We start from the raw sequence: 21,872 nt of genomic DNA on the forward strand, positions 1-21,872 counted from the left end.
GCGTCTCGTCGCCCGCAAAGCCCAAGAGGGCAGTTGCCGGTCGCGCGATTGGGTGCGGGTGAGCTCAACAAAAAGTACGCTTGATTGCACCCAATCCAGGCGGGGATTCGCACAGTGCATTTCATTATGGCCAAAGCCATTGGCGGCCGGTCAAACGACTGCTCATAAGCTTAACGAATGGATGGCGAGTAGTCTCAGCCTCAAGTTGCCTTTGTGCAACGCAGGCTCTCGATGTTCGTCCCCCGCGATCGATAGGATCTTCGCAGCATCAAACTCGATTCTAGATCGCGGAACATTGTGTAGTTCCGTCGTATCCACTGATGCAGCTCGGTGGACCAGTCCTTTTCGTCCCGCAGATATCCGGTGAAGGAAAAGCCAAGTCGGTCTATGTATCTCTTGAGAAACGGCGGCAGCGCGGAAATCCGGAGCACCCGCTCGCCATCCATGACTTCAGGTAATCCGCCGCGCAGCGCAAATTCATTGTGGACGGTGACCAGCGATGCTGGCGGAATCTGCCGCCGCAGCATGTCATAACCGCGAAAGGAAATGCGGTCAGCGCCTGCGATGAAGAGAATGATAGGAGCGACATAGCGGCGCGCCGTCTCCTTTAAGAAGCCGATCTCCTCGCACATCTTGAAGAACTCGTCGAAGGCATGGAAGCCGAGATCGATCACCTTGGGTACCCGATCGTGGATGATAAGCGGGTCCATCAGCTGCATCTTGCCGTAAGTGTCCGTCACATCCGCGGTCTCGGTGATCTTAGGGAGATAATCAAGCAGTGATGGCTCTTTTAGATTGACATCGAACGACAGGGCGGTGCCGTCTTTGAGCAGCAAGAACTCGCTCAGGACGCGAGCGATGAGGGTTTTTCCGACCTGCGGGCTAGGAGAGCAGATGATGTAGATAGGGGTTGCTAACATAGCCAGCAGATCAATCTCGTTTCGTATGTCGGCCTTCTCTTGGCCCGCAAGAATATGCGACTACTTCTCGCCACTCCGCGTTGCGGACTTGGCGCCGGCCAATTCCGTCAAGTTGATGCGATCAAATTCGCTCCAGACATTTGCAAGCCAGTGCCGGACATAACCGCGTAGCACGAAGGAGTTGTTCGCGGGCTCATCGTTGCGGCCCTTGTTTGCGACGAAATCTACGAACGGGACGGATGCGACTTCGACCTGCTCATAGGCCATCTCGTTAAGTTTCGGGATGGTCAACTCGGTCGCCTGTTTGATGCGGTGAAAATAGGAGTTATAGGTCGACTGGTCCCACTGGAAGAACTGAGTGTCGTTGATGAAGTTCTTGACCAGATAGTACTTTGCTCCGCTCATGAAGTTAGCGGTCTCCTCGATCTCGTCGAGCGAAGCGATAGACGATCCTAGAATGTGGAATACGGCAAAGGTAACCTGGCCGGACCGCGCCGAATCCAGAAATCCGATGTCGCGCAAGGAGGCCAGCGCTGAGGACAGCAATCCGGCGCGAGCGTCGATGACGGTGACAGATAGCCCGGAGTTCAGGGTATCGAAAATCTTCATCTGGTCCGCGGTCGTCGTCATGTCGACGATCTCGGTGATCTCGGGATAAAAGCGCTTCAGCGTTCCCCGCGGAGACTCCGTATCGAAAGCGCGTGTTTGCACGTTGTTGACGCTGAAGTAGTCCAGCAGCGTTCGTGATACGGTCGTCTTGCCGACTCCTCCCTTGTCTGCACCCACCACAATCACAACTGGCTTCACCATTGAATTCTCCTGAGGCACTCGCTCTTGCCGCGCGCGAAGTGCGCAATCGGCGCGTTACTGCTTTGGGTGAGAACATGGCAGAAAGAAGGGTAATTGAATTTTCGACGCGAGAGCTCCTCAGGTTGACCAACGTTTTCAACATCGAGCGAGTTGCGCGGTCTGACTGAGACGTCGGCGCACGCTGAGAGTAGCAAGTAATCGCTCCTGCTCGTGATTTACGTCAGGATCGTGAGTAGCCGGAAGGCCGGGCGTCGAAGGATCAGCCGTGAGCCTGATGATCGTTGCGATAGCGTTCTATCTACCGATCGTTGGATCGTCATGAAGGACGTGAACCTTACGCGGCGTCAGCTTGTAGTATCGATGTAAACACGCTTAAGGTGGTGCTACACTGCCTGGAGAGTAGTCGCGGATCTAGCTCGTTCGACATGGGTTGGCCTGATCTAGTATCTCCAAAAGCGTGACGACGTTTTCGCTAGAATGCGTCTCGTTAGTTCGTAAATCCGCGACGACGCAAATCGCCCGGGCGCCGGTCCGACAACATCGCGCGTGACGACAGCTGCATCTATCGAGCTAGGGCGGACTTGTAGAAGATCGGGCGTTCCCGATGCGATCGTCGAAATTCGAAACGCTCGAACGCAAACGAAAAGCTGGAGTCAACTGGCACAACGGAAATTGACGGGGCAGGGCGGCGATGTGGCGCCGACTCAAGTTTCGATAGGCTCGCTGTCAACATTCTGCTCTACAAAGAGAATGGCCTGGCGATATTTCTCATGGTCACGATGCGAGAGTTGGCGAGCAGTTCTTTAGAGTAAACTGCGCCGAAGTAGTCGAGGACGAAGGTTCCGGAATAGCATAGACTTTCGGTCGCGCGGATTAGATTATCGAGAATTGAGTCCACTCGGCCAATGCGGTCGCGGTAGCGCGCACGGATAACATTGACGGCGTTCATCGAGTGAACCGCCTCGTCAGCAATCACCTCCCTCAGCCAGTGATGAAACGTGTTGTTACCAAGGGCGTCATAGAAGGGCTTCTCTGCTGCATAGGCACGGCAAGTGCACATCTCATCAAATGCAATCATAACCATGAGGGAGAATTCATCCTTCAGGTGCTCAACGATTGGACCAAAATCGTGCGACCGACCGTCCAATCTCTCCCGAAGATCCTTTTCGGATCCATTAGCGACGAGTTCAATGATGCGGATGAAGCCATCGGTGTGGCGCTCCTCGTCGATCGCCCAGGCGTTGAAGAATGCCGCAGCTTCATCGCTAACGATGAGTTTTCGGTCGGCTAACTCTTGTTTCAGGTGCCGGGCGTCATATTCCGTGTATAGGTCAGGCCACAATTTATTCCAACGCGCACATATAGCCGATGGCTCAGCGTTGAACATCGTTGGCGTAAGAGAATTGAATAGTTCGTTTGGACTCCAGTGCCGCTGAACAGGCGTGATCATCTGAGTGCCCCTAATCGCGGTGCGAGCGCTCCAGCGTGCCATCGTGAATCGTGCGCTCGTACAGCAGTCTGCTGCAAACTACACGTACCGTCACCTAGATGCTTTGGCGAGTTGATTCTAGATCGGAGACGTCTGCCTTGGCCGAAGCGCCACCCGAAAGGGCAGCAAGTACTTGTGGCCTAGGGCTGCAAATCGAAAACCAGACTCCTCAATTGGAGGGGGAAGATGATGCGCCGACGTCGAGAGTGCAGCCTCCGCGGGGCTGTCATGCTGACAGGTACTTTTAGTGTGCCAAGCTCCAGCGACGCCGCTGGTTCGGCCTAGGGATAGGTCAGCCTGGACCGTGCACTGTCGTGTGGCATGGCACCGGGGTTCGGACTGGCACCAAGGGATGTCAAACTGCGTCGGAGTCGATCCCAATCCTTGGCCTCGTCGAGGGGGTTGACAATGCGTTGGCCGCTTGTGACTTCACATTGGAAGCCAATCAGCATTACAGGTCGCTTGATTGATGTGTAAGCCGAGAAGCGCGCTCGATCCTGTTCGTCATCTATGCTCTTGCCTGGCTGAGTTTGTTGCCGAGCAAACGCGGAGCAACGGCGACCTTGGCCGGCGTCGCCGAGACGCGCTTGATGGAAGACGTCCTCCTCGGGAAAGTTCATCGGCCGTCAAGCCGGCAAGAATCTGCCAACCATTCACGCCTTTCGTCCTTGCCGCTAACGGATCAAAAACTGTTATGCAGCAAGTTCTCGCCTGGGACCGCAGGGGAAATATCTGCACATGATCGGACTGGCCGTTATGGAAAATGTGCGCCGCTATCGCGCGATTGCGTCTCTGTGCCGGCAGGCTGCCGCATTTCGGCCAATCCAAGGGGGCTCATTGCTGGCGCAAGCTGCAGATTGGGAAGACCGTGCAGTTGCGGAGCTTGAGAGATATTTTGATTGTTCGACTGCGTGTCCTCGTTGAAGTGGCCGGACGATTCAAAGATCCGCTGCCCGAGAATGGGTAAATTCAAGATATGGAATTGTGGCTGGATGACTTGGTTAGGCAGTCGTGTGAGAGATCGGTTTGAACCTATTGGCTTCTAATTGAGGGTAGAGGCCTGCTCCATCGAAGCGAGGGCGTGTCGGGCTCACGCCATCCAGCCAAGAGATGGCGCTCGGCTCTCGCGATTGTACACGATAAAGTTGGGCTCCTCGCGACAACATCGTTCGAAAGCAAATGTGCCCTGTAATCTCATTATCCAGCTGTCTGTCGGTCAGACGACCGACATGGTAGGCATCCGCGATTTACCGCTGTTGGCTGTGAGATCTCGATCTGGCTAACGTGTACTGGTCGCCAGTTTGCAACTCCTGATTGGAGTTTTGGCTACCCGTCTTGCCTTCAAGTGCGGCCGACAGCTTGAGATTGTTGCGCAACATTGAATTTGTGGGCTCGATCGCGAGGCCTTGACGGTATAGCACTTGCGCCTCCTCGTGGCGCCCCTGTTGATCGAGCACGACGCCCTTTGCATTCAATGCGCGCAGGTCGCCGGGGGCTGCCAATAGTACCTCATTGAGCACCTGAAGTGCCTCATCTGAGGAGTTGCGCGCCAACAAGGCCCGCGCAAGAGAAATTGCCGCATTGACGTTGTCCGGTCGTTGGTCCAAGGCCGCGCGTAGATTCTGCTCATCAGCATCAATGAGAGCGCGCGAGATGCGCTCGCGCATGGCCGGATCAAACTCTTTGGCGTCTGCTAGGTCTGACGTGGACCACTGCTCGCGAAGATCGGACAGGCTCGCGCAACCGGTGAGCATCATAATAGTGATCATCGCAGGCAGAACCGACCATGGGCCTGGACTAGCGAAGCACAAGCGCCGCCGACGTTTGGTTCCACTTGAATTCATGGCCTGCTCGTGCTGTCTCAACTCGCAGCGCTCAGGAGACCGCCCGGCGAAGGGCTCTTGTCCTTGGCAGGTGCCAGCTTCACGGATCCGATCGGCTGGACCGTGAAATCCGCGGCGAGGTCTTGATAAGAAAGGACAGGTAGGTCGATTCCGTTGCGGGTGAGAAAGCCGCGAACGAAACGCCGGATATCCATCGAACCCAGAATAACTGGCTGGTTTTGGCTGCGCGCGATGCTCGAATGGATCTGGCGAAATTGGGAGAGCAGCATTTCGCTTTGCCGGTCCTCCAAAACGAGGTACGGGCCGACGGCGGTCTCGCGCACGGCACCCCGCACGATATCCTCAGTCTCGCGCTCGACGATAAAGGCAGCCACAACGCGATGTGCGTTGGCATAGCGGTGACAGATCTGCCGCTTCAGAACAGAGCGCACATATTCGGTGAGCAGTACAGCGTTTTGCTCCCGTTCGCTCCATTCCGCAAGCGCCTCCAGAACCAAGCGGGTGTTCCGGATGGGGATGCCCTCGTCCAGCAGACGACGCAGGACATCCGCGATCCGAGGGATCGGTGTCGTGCGCAGCACCTCCTTCACCAGATCGGCATATTCCTGCTCCATCCGGCCAAGCAACTGGCGCGTTTCCTGAATGCCAACCAAGCGCTGTGCATAGCGCGTCAACGTGGACCGGACGCGCAAGGCGATGATTTCGCTCGGTCCGTGATGCCCTATGCCGGCCGCTTTGAGAGCAGCCGCATGGCCCTGTTCGATCCAGATCCGATTCGTGTCTGGATCCTGCCAGAAGGGGATGCCGCTCAATTCGATGTTCGCTACGTCGTCATCAAGCAAGAGCTTTGTCGGATCAATAGCGCCCTCTTCTACGGGCACGCCCTCGACGGCCACACTGAATTGCGATCGGGCCAAGTGGTTGGCGCTTTGGGCGGGAATGCGTGGAATTGTGATACCCAGATCAGCTGAGACCAGTGCTGAAACCCGTGCGACGCATTGCTCGAGTTCCCTCACGTCCATTGCCCTCATCAGGTTCGGCGCCAGCAACAGGGTAATCGGAAGTGCTTCGGCCGGCACGGTTTGCTTCTGACTCTGCGTGGCCGCGGGAGCCGAACCGGTGGGACTGACGCCGGCCTTGGGAGCGGTCTTGCTCTCTGGCACGCCAACCTTGACAAAGCTGGCGGCGGAAAAGAGCGCGGCCAGTATGACAAAGGGGGGCAAAGGGAAGCCAGGAACGAGTCCCATCACAAGCAGGACGCAGGCGGCCAGCCGGAGCGCTTGTGTGCTGGCCGTAAGCTGGTTGACGATATCAGCGCCGAGATTGAGTCTGGAAGGACCGTTGACACGAGTGACAATGGTTGCGGCTGTAATTGACAGCAGCAGCGCTGGGATCTGCGAAATGAGCGCATCACCGATCGTCAGGATAGTGTATTGATGCATCGCCTCCTCAAGGGACATGCCCCTGGAGAGCGAGCCGATCGTGATGCCACCTAGCATATTGATACAAATGACTATGAGTCCGGCGATGGCATCGCCCTTCACGAATTTCATGGCGCCATCCATCGCGCCGTGAAGCTGGCTTTCCCGCTCCAGCACGCCGCGCCGGCTGCGGGCTTCATGCTGGTCGATATGGCCGTTGCGCAGTTCCGCGTCGATCGCCATCTGCTTGCCCGGGAGCGCATCAAGCGTGAAGCGCGCCGACACCTCTGCCACTCGTTCGGCGCCCTTGGCGAGAACCATGAATTGCACCATGGTTACGATCAGGAATATGACAATGCCGACGGCGATGTTGCCGGATATGACGAAATCGCCGAACGTATGGATAATGCTGCCGGCGTCACCCTCGGACAGGATCAGCCGCGTCGTTGCAACGGTAAGAGCGAGACGAAAAACAGTGGAGATCAGGATGACGCCCGGCAGCGACGAAAAGTCGAGTGGCGTGTTGAGATACAGGGCGACCATGAGCAGCAATATGGCAAAGCCAGATTGAAGCCGATCAGCATATCGATCACGACGATCGGGATCGGCATGATCATCATTCCGATCGCCAGAAGAAGCATCAGCGCGACCATCAAATCCGGGTGCGCAGGCGCGCGCGTGATGAGATTTCGTAAAACGTTGGCCATGAAAAGCCTTATTGTTGACTAGCTGCAGCAATGTTGCCCCGCAATGAGACATAGCGCTTGAAGGTGGCCTGCGCTTCGGTCATGCGGCCGGCGTGGCGTAGGGCGTGGCTGCGCATTAGCATCAAGGGCATAGATGAAGATGGTTCGTCATCTAGTTGGTCAAGCCGATCCAATACCGACAGTGCTTCGTCACCGCGACGCTCCGAGATGAGAGCATAGGCCAGGATCCGCAGCAGGCCGATGTCTCGAGACTGTTCGTGAGCAACCAGCCGCAACAGAGCCAGGCTCTTTGCGCTCTGCCCGCACGATAGATAAATATAAGAAAGCACGCAGAGCAAATCTCGCTCCGGCCCAGAGACCAGCTCGTCAGCATCTGCTTCGGAAATGTTTGGCGGTTGTGAAGATGTGACGTGTTGCACGCTGCCTGGCTCGGCCATTGCTAGCCTTTGATCAAGCCGTTGTGGCTCTGCCGGAGTAGGATTAACCGCTTCAGCTCCAGCTGCAGAAGGGCGGCTCCTTCACGTGCCACCAAATCCTCTGGCGCGGCAGATAGCGTATTGGCTAAACGCTCCAAAAGAGGGCCGTGTTGCTCAGGACGCAGAACGTGCGAATGACGTAGGCGCGGCGTCACGAAAGAGAGCAGGCTATGCGCGAGATTAGGCCCGTTAAGCCACGCGAGTTCCGAGCCCGGCTCGATCTGGCCTGGCTCGGCGCGGGCCTCGTCGAGATTGACGCGCGAAATCGCATTGATCGAGCTGAGTTCGAGCGCGCTATCGATCGTGGCTTCAACCAAGCGATCCGGCGCGTCGTTATGCCGGGAAAGTGCGCTGCGGCTCTTGTCATCATTGCCACGCGTCCGGTCAATCCCGATGGACCTGGCTCGAGAACTGCCCGGCGTGATGCCAGATGCATGATGATCGACGTTTGGTCCCTGAAAAGAGGTGCCAGACTCGACGGGATTCGGGGGCAGCCTAGTCATGGCACTTTGCTTCCTTACCTGCGGCCTGAAAGGCTAATAGGACAGAGCGGCAAGCCGGCCATTCCGGCTCAACAACACACGCCCTTCCTCAATTCCGTTGACGGTCCATCCATTGCTCAAAAGCGCGCCAACAAAGTATTTTTGACCAGCAATGACGATATAAGGGTCGCTGCCGCGCCACACCGCCTGGATCCCAATTGCAGAGGGTGTCTTCTCATCCTTGACGACGACTGCATTGACGAGCGTATAAGCGCCGTTGCTATCGCGATCCAACCGTTGCTGGATGTTTTGCCAAGTGGCAAGTGCAGCGGGCGTAACGCTGCCGTCGGCGGTGACAACGCCGGGCGCAGAACCAATTTTGATGCCGACAAGGCCTGCTCTGTCAACTTCCTCTTGTAGCAGCTCCGCAGTTGTATCGGTGGCCGGAGCATCAGGAGCGCTGAGCGCCAGCTTGGGTGCAACCTCCGCGGCAGGAGGCGGACTTGGTACTGCAGCCGTGTCGGTCTGGACAAAACTGGTCGAGAATGTGCCAACCGCGGCAAAGCTGATAACGACCATGGCGAGTCCGGCGAGCGATACACGCCGGCGATCGATAGAGCCAGCTTTTTCGAGACCCTCGATAGACCACCGGATCGACATTTCTCCGGCATGAAAGACGGCAGGAAGAGGGACAACGATCGGCGTGTTTGGCAAAACAGTCTCACGCCCCTCGACACGAACGTCGCTCGCCAATGCCTCGATCTCGATCGAGTTGGAATGCGGGGTGACACGAAGATGGTGCGGCTCGAGGCCTTGTTCGACAAAGATTAAATCAGCATCGAGGCTGCTGCCGATCAGACACGATCTGACCCCCACTTTACCTGTCAGCCCAGAATAGCACCCCAGCAGCACTTCGAAGCGCTGGCAATGTGGTTCATTCACGGTCGCTCTCCTGAACAGCGAACGGAACCGTACGGCAAAACCGTACGGCCCGTTGAGACTTCACGGACTAGGCAGCCCGGGAAACTGGGCGACGTACATCGCCCCGCCTCATACCTTACTGCACCCGCTCGTCGGCTGCTTTCTTGACGGTCGAGAGCTCCGTCGAGACGACGCGAAGTTCCACATCCCTCTCAGCAGCCTTGGTGCTTGTGGTAGTCAGAGCGGCGAGTTGCCGTTGGAATGCCGCCTCGCCGGCAACTTCAGCAGCCGTGGAGCCGGCGACAGCAGTAGCGGTGCCAGCTGCACCAACACCTTTAGTCATATTAGTTCTCCTGTTTGCTTGAATTTCGCCGCAACGTGCGGCTCCGATTTTCCTGACGCCGCAACATGCGAAGTCAGGAATCCTCTTCTGTTTCGGCCATGACGTCGTCGAAATTGCTCATTGCACTATTTGCAAGCTGTAGAGCAGCGGCTCCGAGAGCGACGTTGAATGCTTGCTGCATAGCGGCTTCTCGCGTGGTTCCGCCTGGAGTGGACGCGCCGCCGTTTACGGGAATGTTCGCGTCTGGCGATCGGCCATGATCATCGCGCTCGTCAGGTTTATGAGATCCTTTTTTGCCGCTGCTTTTGCCGCCAGCCGCATGGAGGTCGGCATCAACGTGCCCAGTGGCGCTGGAGCTTGTAACGCGCATCGGGTTCTCCTCTGTCAATTCAATCGTGCCAATGGAGGCAGTCTCCGCCCACCAATGTGCAAACGTTAGCTTTCGAGAAGCTGACGAGGTCTACAAAATGCAATGGGCCGATGCTGGATCTGCGAAAGCTGCAGATCAGATGGTATGTACCAGGACAAACGTTCGTTTGTGGAGCTCGATCGCGTCGGATCGCTGCTCATCAAGTCGAAAGCTTCAGCAGGCGGATGTTAACGCGACTATTAATAGATCGCGTTTGAAGTCGACTGCGCTGCAGTCCCGGGGCTGACGTCACTTTCGATGCCCGCGGGGTCTTTTGACAATTTTCTTGCAACCGGGCGCAGCGGGACGGAGCTTGACCTGGTTTGGAGCGGGGCGGAAAGCGAGATTGACGGCGATTGCGCGGTCAAGGATGATCCCTCGGTCCTGGAGGGCTCATGAAGGATCCGTCAATCGGGGTCCGCCTTCACGAGAGCGAACAGCAGCCTGCCGCTCGAGAAGCGGTCCTTCGCCCTGGCGCTCCGCGATCAGCGTGCTTCTGATCCTTGCGCAAGCCGGCAGGCTCCGCACCTCTGACCGGTTCTGTCGCGCGGCTTTAATGCATCGACCTTCTTGCCGGGCTGCATATGCAGCCGATTGACGTTCGCAGCGGCAGACTGGATTTGAGGTCGGCCCTCGCGCGATCGGGCGCGGCCTACATAAATTGTGAGCAGTGAAGAGCGAGCAAGTTCCTCGGATCCGGCGCACGGCATCGAGGATGGTAGAGCTTGCGCAACCGACTGCTCGGCAGGGAGACCCGACCGCGCGTAAGCCGCACAAGCTCGACCGGCGTTTTCAGCCTTATCTTGACAGATAGTGTGATCCGACTAGGCGTTAGCGCCTGCAGCTTGCATGCGTTCGGACTCGATGCGAGCCTTCAAGTTGTTCAGGTAGTCCTCCGCGTAGGACTGGGCTACCGAAACCGGGAGGTTGACCCCCGCCGTGGCCGCTTCTTGAATTGCCTGCTTCACCAAGCCTTCTCGCATTGCCAATTTGACCTCAGGGCCGCCGATGCAGCCTACCGCCTGTGCCGCAAGGCTCAGGCCGGCTTCTTCGAGCGCTTGCTTTATGTTGCCACCGCTGATGGCGGTGTGAAGAAGATTTGCAGCTTGCGCTTCGGCTTCGAGCACCATTGACGCCAGATCGGCCAATTCGCCCAAGCCTGGAATGAAGCTAAGTACACCGACTGCTGTCGCAGCCCAGTCGAGTACCTTAGAGCCAACCTTGAGCACGTCATTGATTGCGTGCATGAAGGCGCCACCGTTCTTTTTGGGAGACTTGACGTCGGGTTGGTCTGCCACGCCCATCGTCATGTCCGCGACCGCGTCCTTGTCGGCGGCCGTTCGGGCGGCATGCGTCTTCACATGTTGAACGGTGCGGTTCGCACCGGACATGTTGCTGAAGAACTGGTTGAAGTCGCTCTTGCTGATATTGCCGGAATCGACCGTATGGCCGCCGCCGAAGTCGAAGAACTTGTGGTGGGTTTTGTAGCCCGTAATCGCGTTGTTCATTAACCCGAACAGCACAGGATCGGACAGCAGCTGGGAGGCCGCCTTTCGCACCTCGGGCGCGAGGCTCTTGTCATCGGCCATGCTCGCCAGCTTTTCCCGCGTGAGATCGCCCTTCCCGAAAAAGGCGCTTTGGTTCTTGCTGATCGTGTCGAGCGTATCGAGCTCGGCTTTCGTGAGATTCACAGATGATGAAGCAACCTGCAGGAAGTCCTCTTTGTGGACCTTGTCTATCGAGCCACCGTACAACTGCTTCCATTCATCCGGATGGTCGAGGAAGTATTGAGCGGCCGCGAGAACCTGCGGCGGGCATTTGCCCGTCTTAGCTTCGCCGTCGATGATCTGCTTGAAATCCGAAAGGCTTAGGTTCTTGGGCAGGTTGTCGGAATAGCGATAGAGCTCGCGCAATGCATCGCTCAGCATCATAACCGATGGCTCGCCATTCCCGCTGCCGTCGGAGGGGATGTAGTTTTGCGTATAGTTCTTTGCCCGCTGCTCCTGGAACTCAGCAACTTGCGGGTGGTAATCGGAGAAGCCGGAGAGATCACCTGCCTTGATCTTGCCGCCGCAGTGGCCGTCGCCTTGCGAGCCTATCGCGTAGAAGAGCTCGGGGTCCCGCTGCAGTGCCTCGATCGCCGCCTTTAGATCCGGCGGTGTGGAAGGATCGTTGGCCAAATCTCCCAGAGATTTCCAATCCAGAGGGCATTTGTCCTTGTGTCGGATCAGCACCGACACAATCTGCAGCTCGGCCTCAGTCAGGGTGCCGCTGTTCCACGTGATTCTGGAGCTTTGTACGGGAGCTTCTGCGATCTTTGGGGCGTTCGCAGCGGAGGAGGCTTCCTCGGAGGACGGCTCGGGGGTCTCCTGACATGCGTCCAGTGCGGCCTTGATCTCCGGCGGGATAATGTTCCGCACCTCTTGCGTGAGTTCTTCCGTGAGTTGCTTGGCCGAGTCCTCGGTCGTCGGACCTTGCGGTGGGGAATGCTCGTCAGTCGTGCCCTTCAACGACAAACTGACCAGCACCGCCTCGAAGCTTGAAAAGTCACGCGCCGGCGAGGGCCCGGAAGCTAGCCCCGACAAAGCCAAATTCGAGCTGGTGGTTAGCGGCAGATTGTTGACTGACATCATACGTCCTCTGATTTGAGATCGCACCACTAGCTGGCTATGTGGCGCAGCCTGAGATCGCGGCGAACAACGAGCAAGAAATGTCGATAGGCCTCAACGACTCCTACCGCTTGCTTCCGATTGCACAGCGCTCCCAGCGCTCAGTTTGGCTACAATCTATAGGCATATCGCCGTCTAGATATTCACGCCGTATGGTAGGAGCGATTAGCTTTCGAGAAGCTGACGGCGCTCAAAGGATTTCACAATGAGTTGCGAAATGGCGTCGCTCAACGCGACGAGGTGTCCTCAATTCGGCATCGGCTTGCTTGGGTGCTTGGTCGTTCTCCTCTGCGACAGCCAGATCAACGAGTCTGCCGCTCTTCGCAGGATTCGCGTGTGCTGATTGATGCAACACATCCCCGGTTCCGCAACATCTCTCGGCAACTCACCAGCGCTCAGCCAGCTCGTGCCTGTGTATCAAACAAGTGTGTTGGCGTCTGCCCGATCGAGGCGATGCAGCATGATCGGATCAGATTGCCGGGGTGGACGCACGAATCAATCCATCGCCCAAAAGTTTGGGCGGCGCATGGTACTCCGGACACCTCGGATCTCAGATGCACCTCTGCATCTGTCAATGTCATTGTGCTTCGTCACCAGGATGTTCGCTCGAACCTGCAGGCCCAAGGGCGGCGTCCAGCGACGGTTCGAGACGAATGAACCCTTCTGCGCGCCATTGTGCCGTGTGAGGCACACCCAAGATGGTGAACGTTGTAGTCCGGACATTTCTGCTCGGCATGACGTCACGGCCTCTCAACATCTCGATCTGAGCAGGCGTAGCTGTTTGGCCGATGAAGACCCAATTGTCCCTGGCGAGATATCCGTTCGCCATGACGAAATCGCCAAGTTCCGGCGGCGCGATGCGTGCGGGCAGCGCGGGTCCCGCTTGGGACAGTCCTGCGTGAGGCGACCCCGCCCGTAGGAGTCCATGCTCAAGATCTTGCCAAACAGGGTCGTTGCCGAAATCGGAGGCTTCCGCGCGATCTTGAGCGGCCGCTTGTTGGGAATTGGACTGCTCGCTGCCAATCAATGACGGCTCGCCGCGCGATGATTGGCCTCCCAGTTCCTGCCAAATCAGGTCCTGGTTGTATTCGGGCATTTCATGCAATGCCATCAGTTCACGCTCAAACTCACTTCGATCGGCGGGCGGTGAGGCCGAGTGGGGTGGTGGGCTCTTGTCTGCTCCGCTTAGCGCATTGAAGTCCATCCTGTTCCTCCTTTTGCAGTAAAGAGTGGCTCTCATCCGATGCGACGAAGTTCATGACGGACTTCGTAGAGCATTTCAAAGGCTCGCATGAAGCGCTAAGGCTGCAAAGCAGGTCACGGATACTGCTTGCCCGGATCCGGCTCGCGCATCCCGTGGTGCGGGCCCGGACGTTTATTGCCTGTCCTGCGGCATCGCCGCTGGACAGCCGCCCTCTAATCATGACAGCAGCGGCTTTCGAAAAGCTGACAGAGGGCATAAGTAGAAATTACACCTCTTCCCAACCTATCTGTTATCATCCGTTCATTTCTTACCAGTATCAGGTGCGTGAACCGCGCCGTCTTGATGTGATAGTGCGGGCGAAGGAACGTCATTGGGGCGTCCTTCGCGAACGACCACGCTGGAAGATCCGCGAAACAGCATCAAAACCGACTCATGCGGTGGCTGTTCGGCTCCGTGCGGGTTTCGTCGCGCTTGTGCCTCCGCCACCAGTCCTTTGAGTGTCTGCTCCACAAGCGCGATAAAGCGAGGCGGACCGGACGCGAAGACGAGGCCATCTCCCGGTACGGCTCTCACGAGGTAGCGGTCGTCCGAGATGTTGAGTGCGTCGAGCGCCGCCTTGAATGCGTCAAAGCTGATCGGACTCAAGACCAGAAGGCGGCTTTGCACCTCATGCGCGTCAGATACGTAGAGCACCAGCCCATCGTAGTACCATTGAAGATTGTAGAGATTGGTCAACCGTTCGAGGAACTCGCGCGGTGGGAGATCCGGCATTCGCCCGCGAATTCGTCCCTTCACCCCCGTGCTGATATCGACTCTGATATTGAGGTTGTTGCCGAACTCCTGCAGCGCGGCCGCGAGGTCCTGATCCAGCACTGTGTAACTATACGGCGTCGAAGGCAGCGCCAGCGGGGCGCCGAGCGCCTTGATGGCGCCCAAGCAAATGAAAACACCAACATAGAGAACTTTCTTCAAGATATGCAGCCTTGTAGACGAGATGAGCATTTCTGCGATTTTCTTCTACTTGAGACTAAGCATCGGAATTCGTCCCAAAATTTGGAGGCCGGCGCTTCGCCAGAAATTGCAAGCCAACCGTGATCATTCGATGACGGGTGCTCGTCAGCTTTTGGTCAGCTTGCCTCTCTAGGGTGCCAGCCCATTCATGCGAGCGAATGGCTAATCTCACAACGTGACAGAAATGATTTCTCCCATGTGGCTTGGAATTGCGTCGGTCTCTGCCAACCCCGTCGAGTGTGCCTCCAGCGGCTGTTCGCTGGCACACGCTCAGTTTCACGAGAGTCTCGCGCAGGCCGCCTTGAAACAGGGGGGCCCCTCTTCTGTGACCGAGCGCGCGCCGGTGTCATTGGTGCCGGAAGTGCAGCGCGCAGTCACGCCGGCGAGCCCGCTTGGCGATCGCGTCCTTCAGGGCATTTCTGCTATCCACCAGGGCAAACCATTTCCTGGAGGTGCAGTTTCGCCGACGCTCGTCGGCGACCCTGATCCCGCGAAGAGTTTCCAGCTTGGGCCGGCCGCGCAACCGCTCCTGCGGCCGCAGCAAGTCGAGGTGCATTCGGCGGGCAAGCCGGAAGGTGCGGATCATTTCGATTCGGCGCTGACGAATTTGCGCGATGTTTACAACGGCGTCGTCCAGGTTTCGCTCATCTCCAAAGGGACAGGTGCCGTCAGTTCATCTCTGAATAAGCTTCTATCGGCAGGCTGAGCGAGCCGTTGGCTGTCTCGACGAAAGGCAAGATCGGTAACGGTCGGCCCGCGAGCAAGCGGCTTCATGCTCTTGTTCTGCTGCTGCTTTTACCGATGCTCACCGGTTGCAAAACCGATCTGTATACCAAAGTTCAGGAGCGTGACGCCAACGAGATGCTTGGGCTGCTGCTGAGCAGGGGTGTCGATGCCATCCGGGTTATCGGCAAGGATGGGACGAGCACCATTCAGGTGGAAGAAAAGCAGCTCGCCTATTCCATCGAGTTGCTAAATGACCAGGCTTGCCGCGCCAGCCCTTCAAGAGCCTTGGCGAGGTGTTCAAGGGGTCGGGGCTCGTTGCCTCTCCGGTCGAGGAGCGGGCCCGCTACGTCTATGCCCTCAGCGAAGAATTGTCGCGCACGATCAACGATATTGATGGGGTTCTCTCCGCCCGTGTTCATGTCGTTCTGCCGAAGAATGATCTTTTGCGGCAGGATGCAACCCCGTCCTCGGCGTCGGTTTTCATTCGGCACGCTTCCAACGCGAAGCTCTCAGCCTTGCTGCCGCAGATAAAGATGCTCGTCGCCAACAGCATCGAAGGTCTATCATACGACAAGGTGGCGGTCGTGTTCGTGCCCGTTGAGCGGACTCAGCATGAGGTCTCGGTTACGCCAGCGGCAGCTTCGCACGAGTCAACCAGGTTCGTTTCGGCTCCCATTGCGATCGGCGCAGGAGGTGCGCTCGGTGTATTGGGTATCCTATCTTGCGTACTGCTGAGCGTACGTGGTGGCCAACTTCGCCAATCCTGGCGTAAGCTGATGAATCGCGGCAGTGGTGCCAGCAAGCCAGCGGTCCAGTCCGTTGGCAAAAAGCTCTCCTCCGATGCGAAGTAGGCGGGCATTCAGGTCCGTATCGATGGTATTCCCCGACCAGAATCATTTACTCAACGCGCATTCCGATCGCCTGCGCGAGCTTGCCGCCTTGATCCATCCCAGCCGTTTGGCCGGCCATCTTGATGGGCTCCTGTCGGAGGCCACAGTACTGCAGTTGCAGAAGACTCCGAGGCTGCAGCAAAGACTGGCCGAATTGCTGCTGAAAAGTGAGGAGGCCTCGAACGGAACTGACTGGGGCAGGGACGTTCTGCTCGGGCATGATCCGCGTCGGGCGGCCCTGCTCGCTGGCAGTATCTGGCACGCCCGCTCGGTGCTGAAGCTTGTGTCAAAGCATGATGTGGCGATTCTGATCGAAAATATTGGTGCGGAAGCGCATGCATTCTCAATCCGACACTTATCTGCCGCGGTCGCGACCACATCGATTGTCGATCCGCATAAACTATCGAGCCAGATTGAACATGACGGACATGCGTGCCTTGGTGCCTGGCTCAAGGACGCATCAGAGCTTGACCGTGTGCGGGTCCTTTTCCGTTTACCTGTGGGGACCGCCGCCGAATCCCCAGCAGCCGAACACCACAACGCAGCGAGTCGTTTGCTGTCTTTGGTGGTAGCCCACTTGGCCAGCGAGGCGCCAGCGGCATGACGGCCGATGAAATAGCCCGGCCAGATAGCCCACGGATACGGCCGCTTGGTCCACTCATACCAGCCGCGGAACTGGGCATCTGGTACGATGCGGTGCAGACGCGTGCGCTAGCCGACCGCTATCTGCGGCAGGTCCGCAGGTGGGCAAGCAAAGCCCATCAGCAAGAGCGGGAGCGCGGCCACAGCGAGGGTCTTAGGTCAGGATCGGACGAAATGGCACAGCTGATCGCCCGAGCTGCTTCCGATGTGGCCCGGCGAAAAGCCGTTCTGCAGCAGGAGTTGCCACAGCTCGTCCTTGAGATATTGACCGACCTGCTGGGCTCCTTTGATCCCGGCGAGATGCTGGTAAGAACCGTTCGTCACGCCGTCGAGCAAAGATATGGCAGCGCAGAAGTATGCCTTCACGTGTCTCCTGTGAACGCTGATGCACTAAGACATGAATTCCAGGCGTTCGACGGGACGGATGGTCGGCCGAGAGTCAGAATTGATCCGGACCCGGCTATGGGGCCTGACCAGTGCGTTCTGTGGAGCGAGTTCGGCAATGTGGACTTAGGACTTGCCGCACAGCTCCGCAAATTACGTCTCAGGCTTGATCCGTCCTCTCAGGAAGGCGAATCGTGACGGTGCAACGATCAGACCATGATCAAGCGGCCGGAGAAGGAGATTTGCATGCGGCGCTGGCATCTGTAAGGTCCGCGGCAAAGGACGTCGATACGCGTGCTGTGCGGGGACGGATCACGCGGGCGATCGGCACGTTACTTCATGCCGTATTACCAGGGGCCCGTGTCGGAGAACTTTGCCTGTTGCAGGATCACGCATCGGGATGGGCGCTTGAGGCCGAAGTCATCGGTTTGTTGCCGGATGGGGTTCTGCTGACGCCTATCGGCGATATGGCGGGGCTGTCACACCGCGCGGAAGTGGTCCCAACCGGGCGCATGCAGGAAGTGTCAGTCGGGCCCAGCCTGCTCGGTCGCGTGATCGACAGCTTCGGTCGTCCACTCGATGGCAAGGGGCCCATAAAGACGGTCCATACTTGTCCGCTCCGCGGCAGGGCACCCAACCCGATGAAACGGCGTAGCATCGAGCAACCATTTCCTCTCGGCGTTCGCGTGTTGGATGGGCTTCTGACGTGTGGCGAAGGTCAGCGGATCGGAATCTATGGAGATGCTGGGTGCGGTAAGTCGACGCTGATGTCGCAAATTGTAAAAGGGGCGGCCGCTGATGTCACCGTAGTTGCACTCATAGGAGAGCGCGGCCGCGAGGTGCGTGAATTCATTGAGCGTCATCTTGGAGATGCCATTGCGCGCACGATCGTTGTCGTTGAGACATCCGATCGATCCGCAATGGAGCGGGCGCAGTGCGCTCATATGGCGACCGCACTCGCGGAGTATTTTCGTGATCAAGGACTGCAGGTCGTTCTAATGATGGATTCGCTGACGCGCTTTAGCCGTGCGATGCGCGAAATCGGCCTCGCCGCGGGAGAACCGCCGACCCGGCGCGGCTTTCCTCCTTCCGTCTTTGCGCTGTTGCCCGGTCTGTTGGAACGTGCCGGTATGGGGGAGCGGGGCTCCATCACGGCATTCTATACGGTGCTTGTCGAAGGTGACGGCACGGGCGATCCGATCGCCGAAGAGTCGCGCGGCATTCTCGATGGTCATATCATTCTTTCGCGCGCACTGGCTTCGCGCGAGCATTTTCCCGCCATCGACGTGCTGTCGAGCCGAAGTCGTGTCATGGATGCGGTCGCCTCCGCGCCACATCGCAAGGCGGCTTCCGTCTTCCGCGATCTGCTCTCGCGCTACAATGAAGCTGAGTTCCTGATCAAGGTCGGTGAATACAAGCCCGGCAGCGACCCGCTGACTGATCGGGCAATCGAGTCAATCGAGGAACTGCGCGCATTCTTGCGCCAGGGACAGGACGAGCCGTCCAGCTTTGAGGAGACCGTTTCATGGATGTCGCGTCTCACGGCCTGAATCCCGTGCAAGCGTCGAAATTGCGGCTGGTGAAAGACATGAGGGAGCGAAGCGCGCTTCGTGAATTGTCGAGCATGGAAGACAAGCGCCGAATTGCAGCCGACGCGCTGCAGCGGGCGTCTGAGGATCTTGAAGCCACGCAGAAGCATCGCGCCAAGGTCGAAGCTGAACTTTATCGGGAACTGGCGCAGCTCGAGACAGCGTCCGTGACCGAACTCGATCGACGGTGTCACCTCGTCCTTGGGCGACTGGCAGCAGAGATCGAATCGGCGCGTCAGGCGCTTGTGCAGGCACGCATCGCGCACGAGGAGACCCAGCGGGCGGTGAATGAAGCGCGGGCACTATGGGCCGGGCGTTCGGCGGCGAGCCAGAAATGGCAAGAGATTGAGGGAAATGTCCAGCGCGCGACCGCCGTCCGTTCGGAGTCTGCGGCCGAAATCGACGCCGACGATGAAGTTTTGCTCCGATATCAGGGTGGTTCGCGCAGCCAGACGATCAGCGGGGCATTCTAATGGCTGGTTCTGTTATGACGTCGCGAACCGCGCCTGTGCAACCTGTCGGTAAGCGCCGTGGCTGAACCCGCACTCTTTCAGCCAGCGGTGAAGCTGGCGCATGAAGTGGTCTCGTGGGTCAACGAGATTGCCGCACGGCGCACCGTCCTGCAGAGCCGCCTTGGCGACAAGCCGCTATCCATCCGTGTGAGCCGGCTTGTCTGGCAGTCCGAGCCATATGCCATGTCGATGCTCGACTGCGTATTTCGCGCCGGAGGCGAGACAGCTGTTTTGTCCTTGCCTCGCCTTCTCGTCGAGACACTGATTTCAACAGTCCAGCAGGGCCTTACTTTACCCTCCGACCCAACCCGCTCGCTCGTTCTCGAGCTTGCACTGGCACCCTGGATCGTTGGATTAGAGAACGTGCTCGCATCGAATGTGCAGCTGATCCGCATCGAAGACGCAACGGCGAAAGACCCCTATCTGGAGCTCGATGTTGCCATCGGAGCGCTGGCAGGAAAGGCCCGCCTGTTCTTGTTCGCGCCTCTTGACGGTCTGATTCCTTCTGCGTTCCGCTTGTTGGGCGAGTTGATTGGCCAATTACCGCGAGAGCAAGGCAAGATTTCGTCGGAATTGCCGGTCGTGATTGCGAGAGAGATCGGCTCGCTGCGGGCGCCTGTCAGGCTCCTTCGCCAAGCACAGCCCGGCGACGCACTGCTGCCCGACGTCATTCCCTTTGCTCATAGCCAGCTGATCCTCACGGCGGCCAAGTTGTGGGCGCCGGCGCAGGCCGCGGACGACAGACTTGTCCTTCGCGGACCATTCCGCCTGCAACCCCATCCTCTAAGGTATGTAGATATGACGATACGCTCCCAAACGGGACAAGCAATCCCGCCCTCGGAAGCCGACATCGACAGTGTTGAGATCACGCTTGTCTTTGAATGCGGCCGCTGGCCTATCCCGCTGGGTACGTTGAGAAGCATCAACGAGGGACACGTGTTCGAACTTGGGCGGCCGCTGGACGGTCCAGTCGATATTGTAGCCAACGGTCAATTGATCGGCCGGGGCGACATCGTGCGCATCGGTGAGGCGCTTGGGATCCGGTTACGTAGCAGGTTGGCAGTCAATGGTTGACATTCAACCGAGCATCCTCGCGCTTCTTGCGGCGACGGTCGGCCTTGGCCTGCTGGCGTTCGCAGTCGTCACAACGACCGCCTTCATAAAGGTTTCTGTCGTTCTCTTCCTGGTTCGCAACGCGCTCGGAACTCAGTCCATACCGCCGAATATCGTCCTGTATGGCGCTGCATTGATTCTTACCGTGTTCATAGGCGCTCCAGTGTTCGAGCAGACTTACAATCGCGTGACTGATCCGCAACTTCGCTACCAAACCGCCGACGACTGGTTGATCGCCGCCAAGGAGGGCAGCGAGCCGCTGCGCGCCCACCTCAAAAAGTTCACCACTGAGGAACAGCGCACGTTCTTCCTGTCATCGACGGAACATATCTGGTCGGATGAGATGCGCGGCAACGCATCAGCCGATGATTTAGCAATTCTCGTGCCGTCCTTTTTGATCTCGGAACTTAAGCGTGCATTTGAGATTGGCTTCCTTCTCTATCTTCCGTTCATCACGATCGACCTGATCGTGACGACAATTCTGATGGCCATGGGCATGTCAATGGTGTCACCAACAATGATATCCGTTCCTTTCAAGCTCTTTCTGTTCGTCACAATCGACGGCTGGTCGCGGCTCATGCACGGATTGGTGTTAAGCTACGCAACGCCCGGAGGTTGAGATGGACGAAGCCAGCATCCTCACCCACCTGAGCCGATCACTTGTCCTGTTCATGATCTGGGTTCTGCCGCCGCTCCTGGCAGCTCTCGTGGCCGGATTGGGTATCGGCATCGTGCAGGCAGCAACCCAGCTGCAGGATCAAACCTTGCCACTGACAGTGAAGCTCCTCGTCGTCGTCGCGGTGCTCGTTCTGTTTGCCCCGGTGCTGAGCGCGCCGCTAATCGAACAAGCCCAGCATATCTTCACTGAGTTCCCCGCGCTTACAGCGAGGTATTAGTGCGGGGAACGCAAGGCTGACCAGGCCTAAAGCTATGGCGTCGCGTTTGTCTGTCCTCATTGTGAACCGTGACCAGAAGAGGCGAGTTTCGTCAGCTTACCGAAAGCTCGCCTCACTAGCATGGGACAGATAGATATCCGAACTGTCCTGTTCGGCTCGATGGGCCTTCGGAGGAAGAATGATCTCATCTGAAATTGACATCCACTCAATTCAAATCTGGCTCACGATGGAATGACCTGCGGTAAGGCCTGGCCCTCGATGCCTAACCTGGCGAGCTATCAACTAGGGGGACAGGCGAACCGCTTTGATCTCAAGCGGCCGCACGGTTTTAACGTTCTGATGGATCATGCCGCGATGAAGGTGCCGCCCGAGACCGATCGCCGCAAACTGTTGAATTGATGGAAGCTCCGAACC

General features: G+C 57.9%; 22 protein-coding genes and 2 pseudogenes. 11 read left to right on the forward strand and 13 right to left on the reverse strand.

The window, feature by feature from the left end:
- Window positions 1–200: 200 nt before the first annotated feature.
- The 3 genes from AKN84_RS10835 to AKN84_RS10845 all read right to left on the reverse strand — a co-directional run bounded on the left by AKN84_RS10835 (window position 201) and on the right by AKN84_RS10845 (window position 3,180).
- Window positions 201–920 carry a hypothetical protein gene (locus AKN84_RS10835; RefSeq protein WP_050420698.1) on the reverse strand — a complete coding sequence of 240 codons (720 nt, stop codon included), beginning with the start codon at window positions 918–920 and terminating at the stop codon, window positions 201–203.
- Window positions 921–980: 60 nt separating this feature from the next.
- Complete coding sequence (locus AKN84_RS10840; RefSeq protein ID WP_050420699.1) at window positions 981–1,730, reverse strand: P-loop NTPase family protein; 750 nt, start codon at window positions 1,728–1,730, stop codon at window positions 981–983.
- A gap of 739 nt (window positions 1,731–2,469) precedes the next feature.
- Window positions 2,470–3,180, reverse strand: a complete 711-nt coding sequence (locus AKN84_RS10845) for a hypothetical protein (RefSeq protein ID WP_244485017.1) — start codon at window positions 3,178–3,180, stop codon at window positions 2,470–2,472.
- 777 nt (window positions 3,181–3,957) lie between these two features.
- Between AKN84_RS10845 and AKN84_RS50650 the strand changes: the two genes are divergently transcribed.
- Window positions 3,958–4,143 (forward strand): hypothetical protein, encoded by a 186-nt coding sequence (locus tag AKN84_RS50650; RefSeq protein ID WP_128970657.1) that lies wholly within the window; start codon window positions 3,958–3,960, stop codon window positions 4,141–4,143.
- A gap of 323 nt (window positions 4,144–4,466) precedes the next feature.
- Here AKN84_RS50650 and AKN84_RS10850 read toward each other — a convergent pair whose 3' ends face one another.
- The 10 genes and pseudogenes from AKN84_RS10850 to AKN84_RS10890 all read right to left on the reverse strand — a co-directional run bounded on the left by AKN84_RS10850 (window position 4,467) and on the right by AKN84_RS10890 (window position 14,697).
- Window positions 4,467–4,976 (reverse strand): tetratricopeptide repeat protein, encoded by a 510-nt coding sequence (locus tag AKN84_RS10850; RefSeq protein WP_244485018.1) that lies wholly within the window; start codon window positions 4,974–4,976, stop codon window positions 4,467–4,469.
- 104 nt (window positions 4,977–5,080) lie between these two features.
- Window positions 5,081–7,191 (reverse strand): annotated as a pseudogene (sctV, locus tag AKN84_RS10855) (type III secretion system export apparatus subunit SctV).
- Window positions 7,192–7,199: 8 nt separating this feature from the next.
- Window positions 7,200–7,628, reverse strand: coding sequence for a type III secretion apparatus assembly chaperone SctY (gene sctY / locus AKN84_RS10860; RefSeq protein WP_050420700.1), 429 nt, complete (start codon window positions 7,626–7,628; stop codon window positions 7,200–7,202).
- A 2-nt stretch (window positions 7,629–7,630) separates the two neighbouring features.
- Window positions 7,631–8,170 (reverse strand): hypothetical protein, encoded by a 540-nt coding sequence (locus AKN84_RS10865; RefSeq protein ID WP_050420701.1) that lies wholly within the window; start codon window positions 8,168–8,170, stop codon window positions 7,631–7,633.
- 33 nt (window positions 8,171–8,203) lie between these two features.
- Window positions 8,204–9,091, reverse strand: coding sequence for a SctD/MshK family protein (locus AKN84_RS10870; protein WP_050420702.1), 888 nt, complete (start codon window positions 9,089–9,091; stop codon window positions 8,204–8,206).
- 115 nt (window positions 9,092–9,206) lie between these two features.
- Window positions 9,207–9,413 (reverse strand): hypothetical protein, encoded by a 207-nt coding sequence (locus AKN84_RS10875; protein WP_050420703.1) that lies wholly within the window; start codon window positions 9,411–9,413, stop codon window positions 9,207–9,209.
- A gap of 73 nt (window positions 9,414–9,486) precedes the next feature.
- Window positions 9,487–9,783, reverse strand: coding sequence for a hypothetical protein (locus tag AKN84_RS44945; protein ID WP_128970658.1), 297 nt, complete (start codon window positions 9,781–9,783; stop codon window positions 9,487–9,489).
- 863 nt (window positions 9,784–10,646) lie between these two features.
- Complete coding sequence (locus tag AKN84_RS10880) at window positions 10,647–12,452, reverse strand: HrpF/NolX family T3SS translocon protein (protein ID WP_050420806.1); 1,806 nt, start codon at window positions 12,450–12,452, stop codon at window positions 10,647–10,649.
- A 616-nt stretch (window positions 12,453–13,068) separates the two neighbouring features.
- Window positions 13,069–13,695, reverse strand: a complete 627-nt coding sequence (locus tag AKN84_RS10885; RefSeq protein WP_128970659.1) for a hypothetical protein — start codon at window positions 13,693–13,695, stop codon at window positions 13,069–13,071.
- A 300-nt stretch (window positions 13,696–13,995) separates the two neighbouring features.
- On the reverse strand, window positions 13,996–14,697 hold the full coding sequence (locus tag AKN84_RS10890) for a secretin N-terminal domain-containing protein (RefSeq protein WP_244485019.1): 702 nt from the start codon (window positions 14,695–14,697) through the stop codon (window positions 13,996–13,998).
- 205 nt (window positions 14,698–14,902) lie between these two features.
- Between AKN84_RS10890 and AKN84_RS10895 the strand changes: the two genes are divergently transcribed.
- From AKN84_RS10895 to AKN84_RS48640, 10 genes and pseudogenes are all read left to right on the forward strand, one after another.
- On the forward strand, window positions 14,903–15,412 hold the full coding sequence (locus AKN84_RS10895; RefSeq protein WP_157863280.1) for a nodulation protein NolB: 510 nt from the start codon (window positions 14,903–14,905) through the stop codon (window positions 15,410–15,412).
- An 8-nt stretch (window positions 15,413–15,420) separates the two neighbouring features.
- Window positions 15,421–16,283 (forward strand): annotated as a pseudogene (sctJ, locus tag AKN84_RS10900) (type III secretion system inner membrane ring lipoprotein SctJ).
- A 22-nt stretch (window positions 16,284–16,305) separates the two neighbouring features.
- Window positions 16,306–16,926, forward strand: a complete 621-nt coding sequence (locus AKN84_RS10905) for a hypothetical protein (protein ID WP_050420705.1) — start codon at window positions 16,306–16,308, stop codon at window positions 16,924–16,926.
- Window positions 16,923–17,546, forward strand: a complete 624-nt coding sequence (gene sctL / locus AKN84_RS10910) for a type III secretion system stator protein SctL (RefSeq protein ID WP_050420706.1) — start codon at window positions 16,923–16,925, stop codon at window positions 17,544–17,546. Before AKN84_RS10905 ends, sctL begins: the two co-directional genes overlap by 4 nt.
- On the forward strand, window positions 17,543–18,898 hold the full coding sequence (sctN, locus tag AKN84_RS10915; protein WP_050420707.1) for a type III secretion system ATPase SctN: 1,356 nt from the start codon (window positions 17,543–17,545) through the stop codon (window positions 18,896–18,898). The genes sctL and sctN overlap by 4 nt, the downstream gene beginning before the upstream one ends.
- Entirely contained in the window at window positions 18,874–19,410 is a 537-nt protein-coding gene (locus AKN84_RS10920; RefSeq protein ID WP_050420708.1) for an HlyD family secretion protein, read from the forward strand. The genes sctN and AKN84_RS10920 overlap by 25 nt, the downstream gene beginning before the upstream one ends.
- Before the next feature lie 57 nt (window positions 19,411–19,467).
- The gene (gene sctQ, locus AKN84_RS10925) at window positions 19,468–20,523 is read left to right on the forward strand and encodes a type III secretion system cytoplasmic ring protein SctQ (RefSeq protein WP_050420710.1); all 1,056 of its coding nucleotides are present in this window, start codon (window positions 19,468–19,470) and stop codon (window positions 20,521–20,523) included.
- The gene (sctR, locus tag AKN84_RS10930; RefSeq protein ID WP_050420712.1) at window positions 20,516–21,181 is read left to right on the forward strand and encodes a type III secretion system export apparatus subunit SctR; all 666 of its coding nucleotides are present in this window, start codon (window positions 20,516–20,518) and stop codon (window positions 21,179–21,181) included. Before sctQ ends, sctR begins: the two co-directional genes overlap by 8 nt.
- Window position 21,182: 1 nt before the next feature.
- Entirely contained in the window at window positions 21,183–21,458 is a 276-nt protein-coding gene (locus AKN84_RS10935) for an EscS/YscS/HrcS family type III secretion system export apparatus protein (RefSeq protein ID WP_025038819.1), read from the forward strand.
- Window positions 21,459–21,689: 231 nt separating this feature from the next.
- The gene (locus AKN84_RS48640; RefSeq protein WP_210168519.1) at window positions 21,690–21,857 is read left to right on the forward strand and encodes a hypothetical protein; all 168 of its coding nucleotides are present in this window, start codon (window positions 21,690–21,692) and stop codon (window positions 21,855–21,857) included.
- Window positions 21,858–21,872 lie beyond the last annotated feature (15 nt).

It is taken from the genome of Bradyrhizobium tropiciagri, from assembly GCF_001189845.1.
Classification (GTDB): Bacteria; Pseudomonadota; Alphaproteobacteria; order Rhizobiales; family Xanthobacteraceae; genus Bradyrhizobium; species Bradyrhizobium tropiciagri.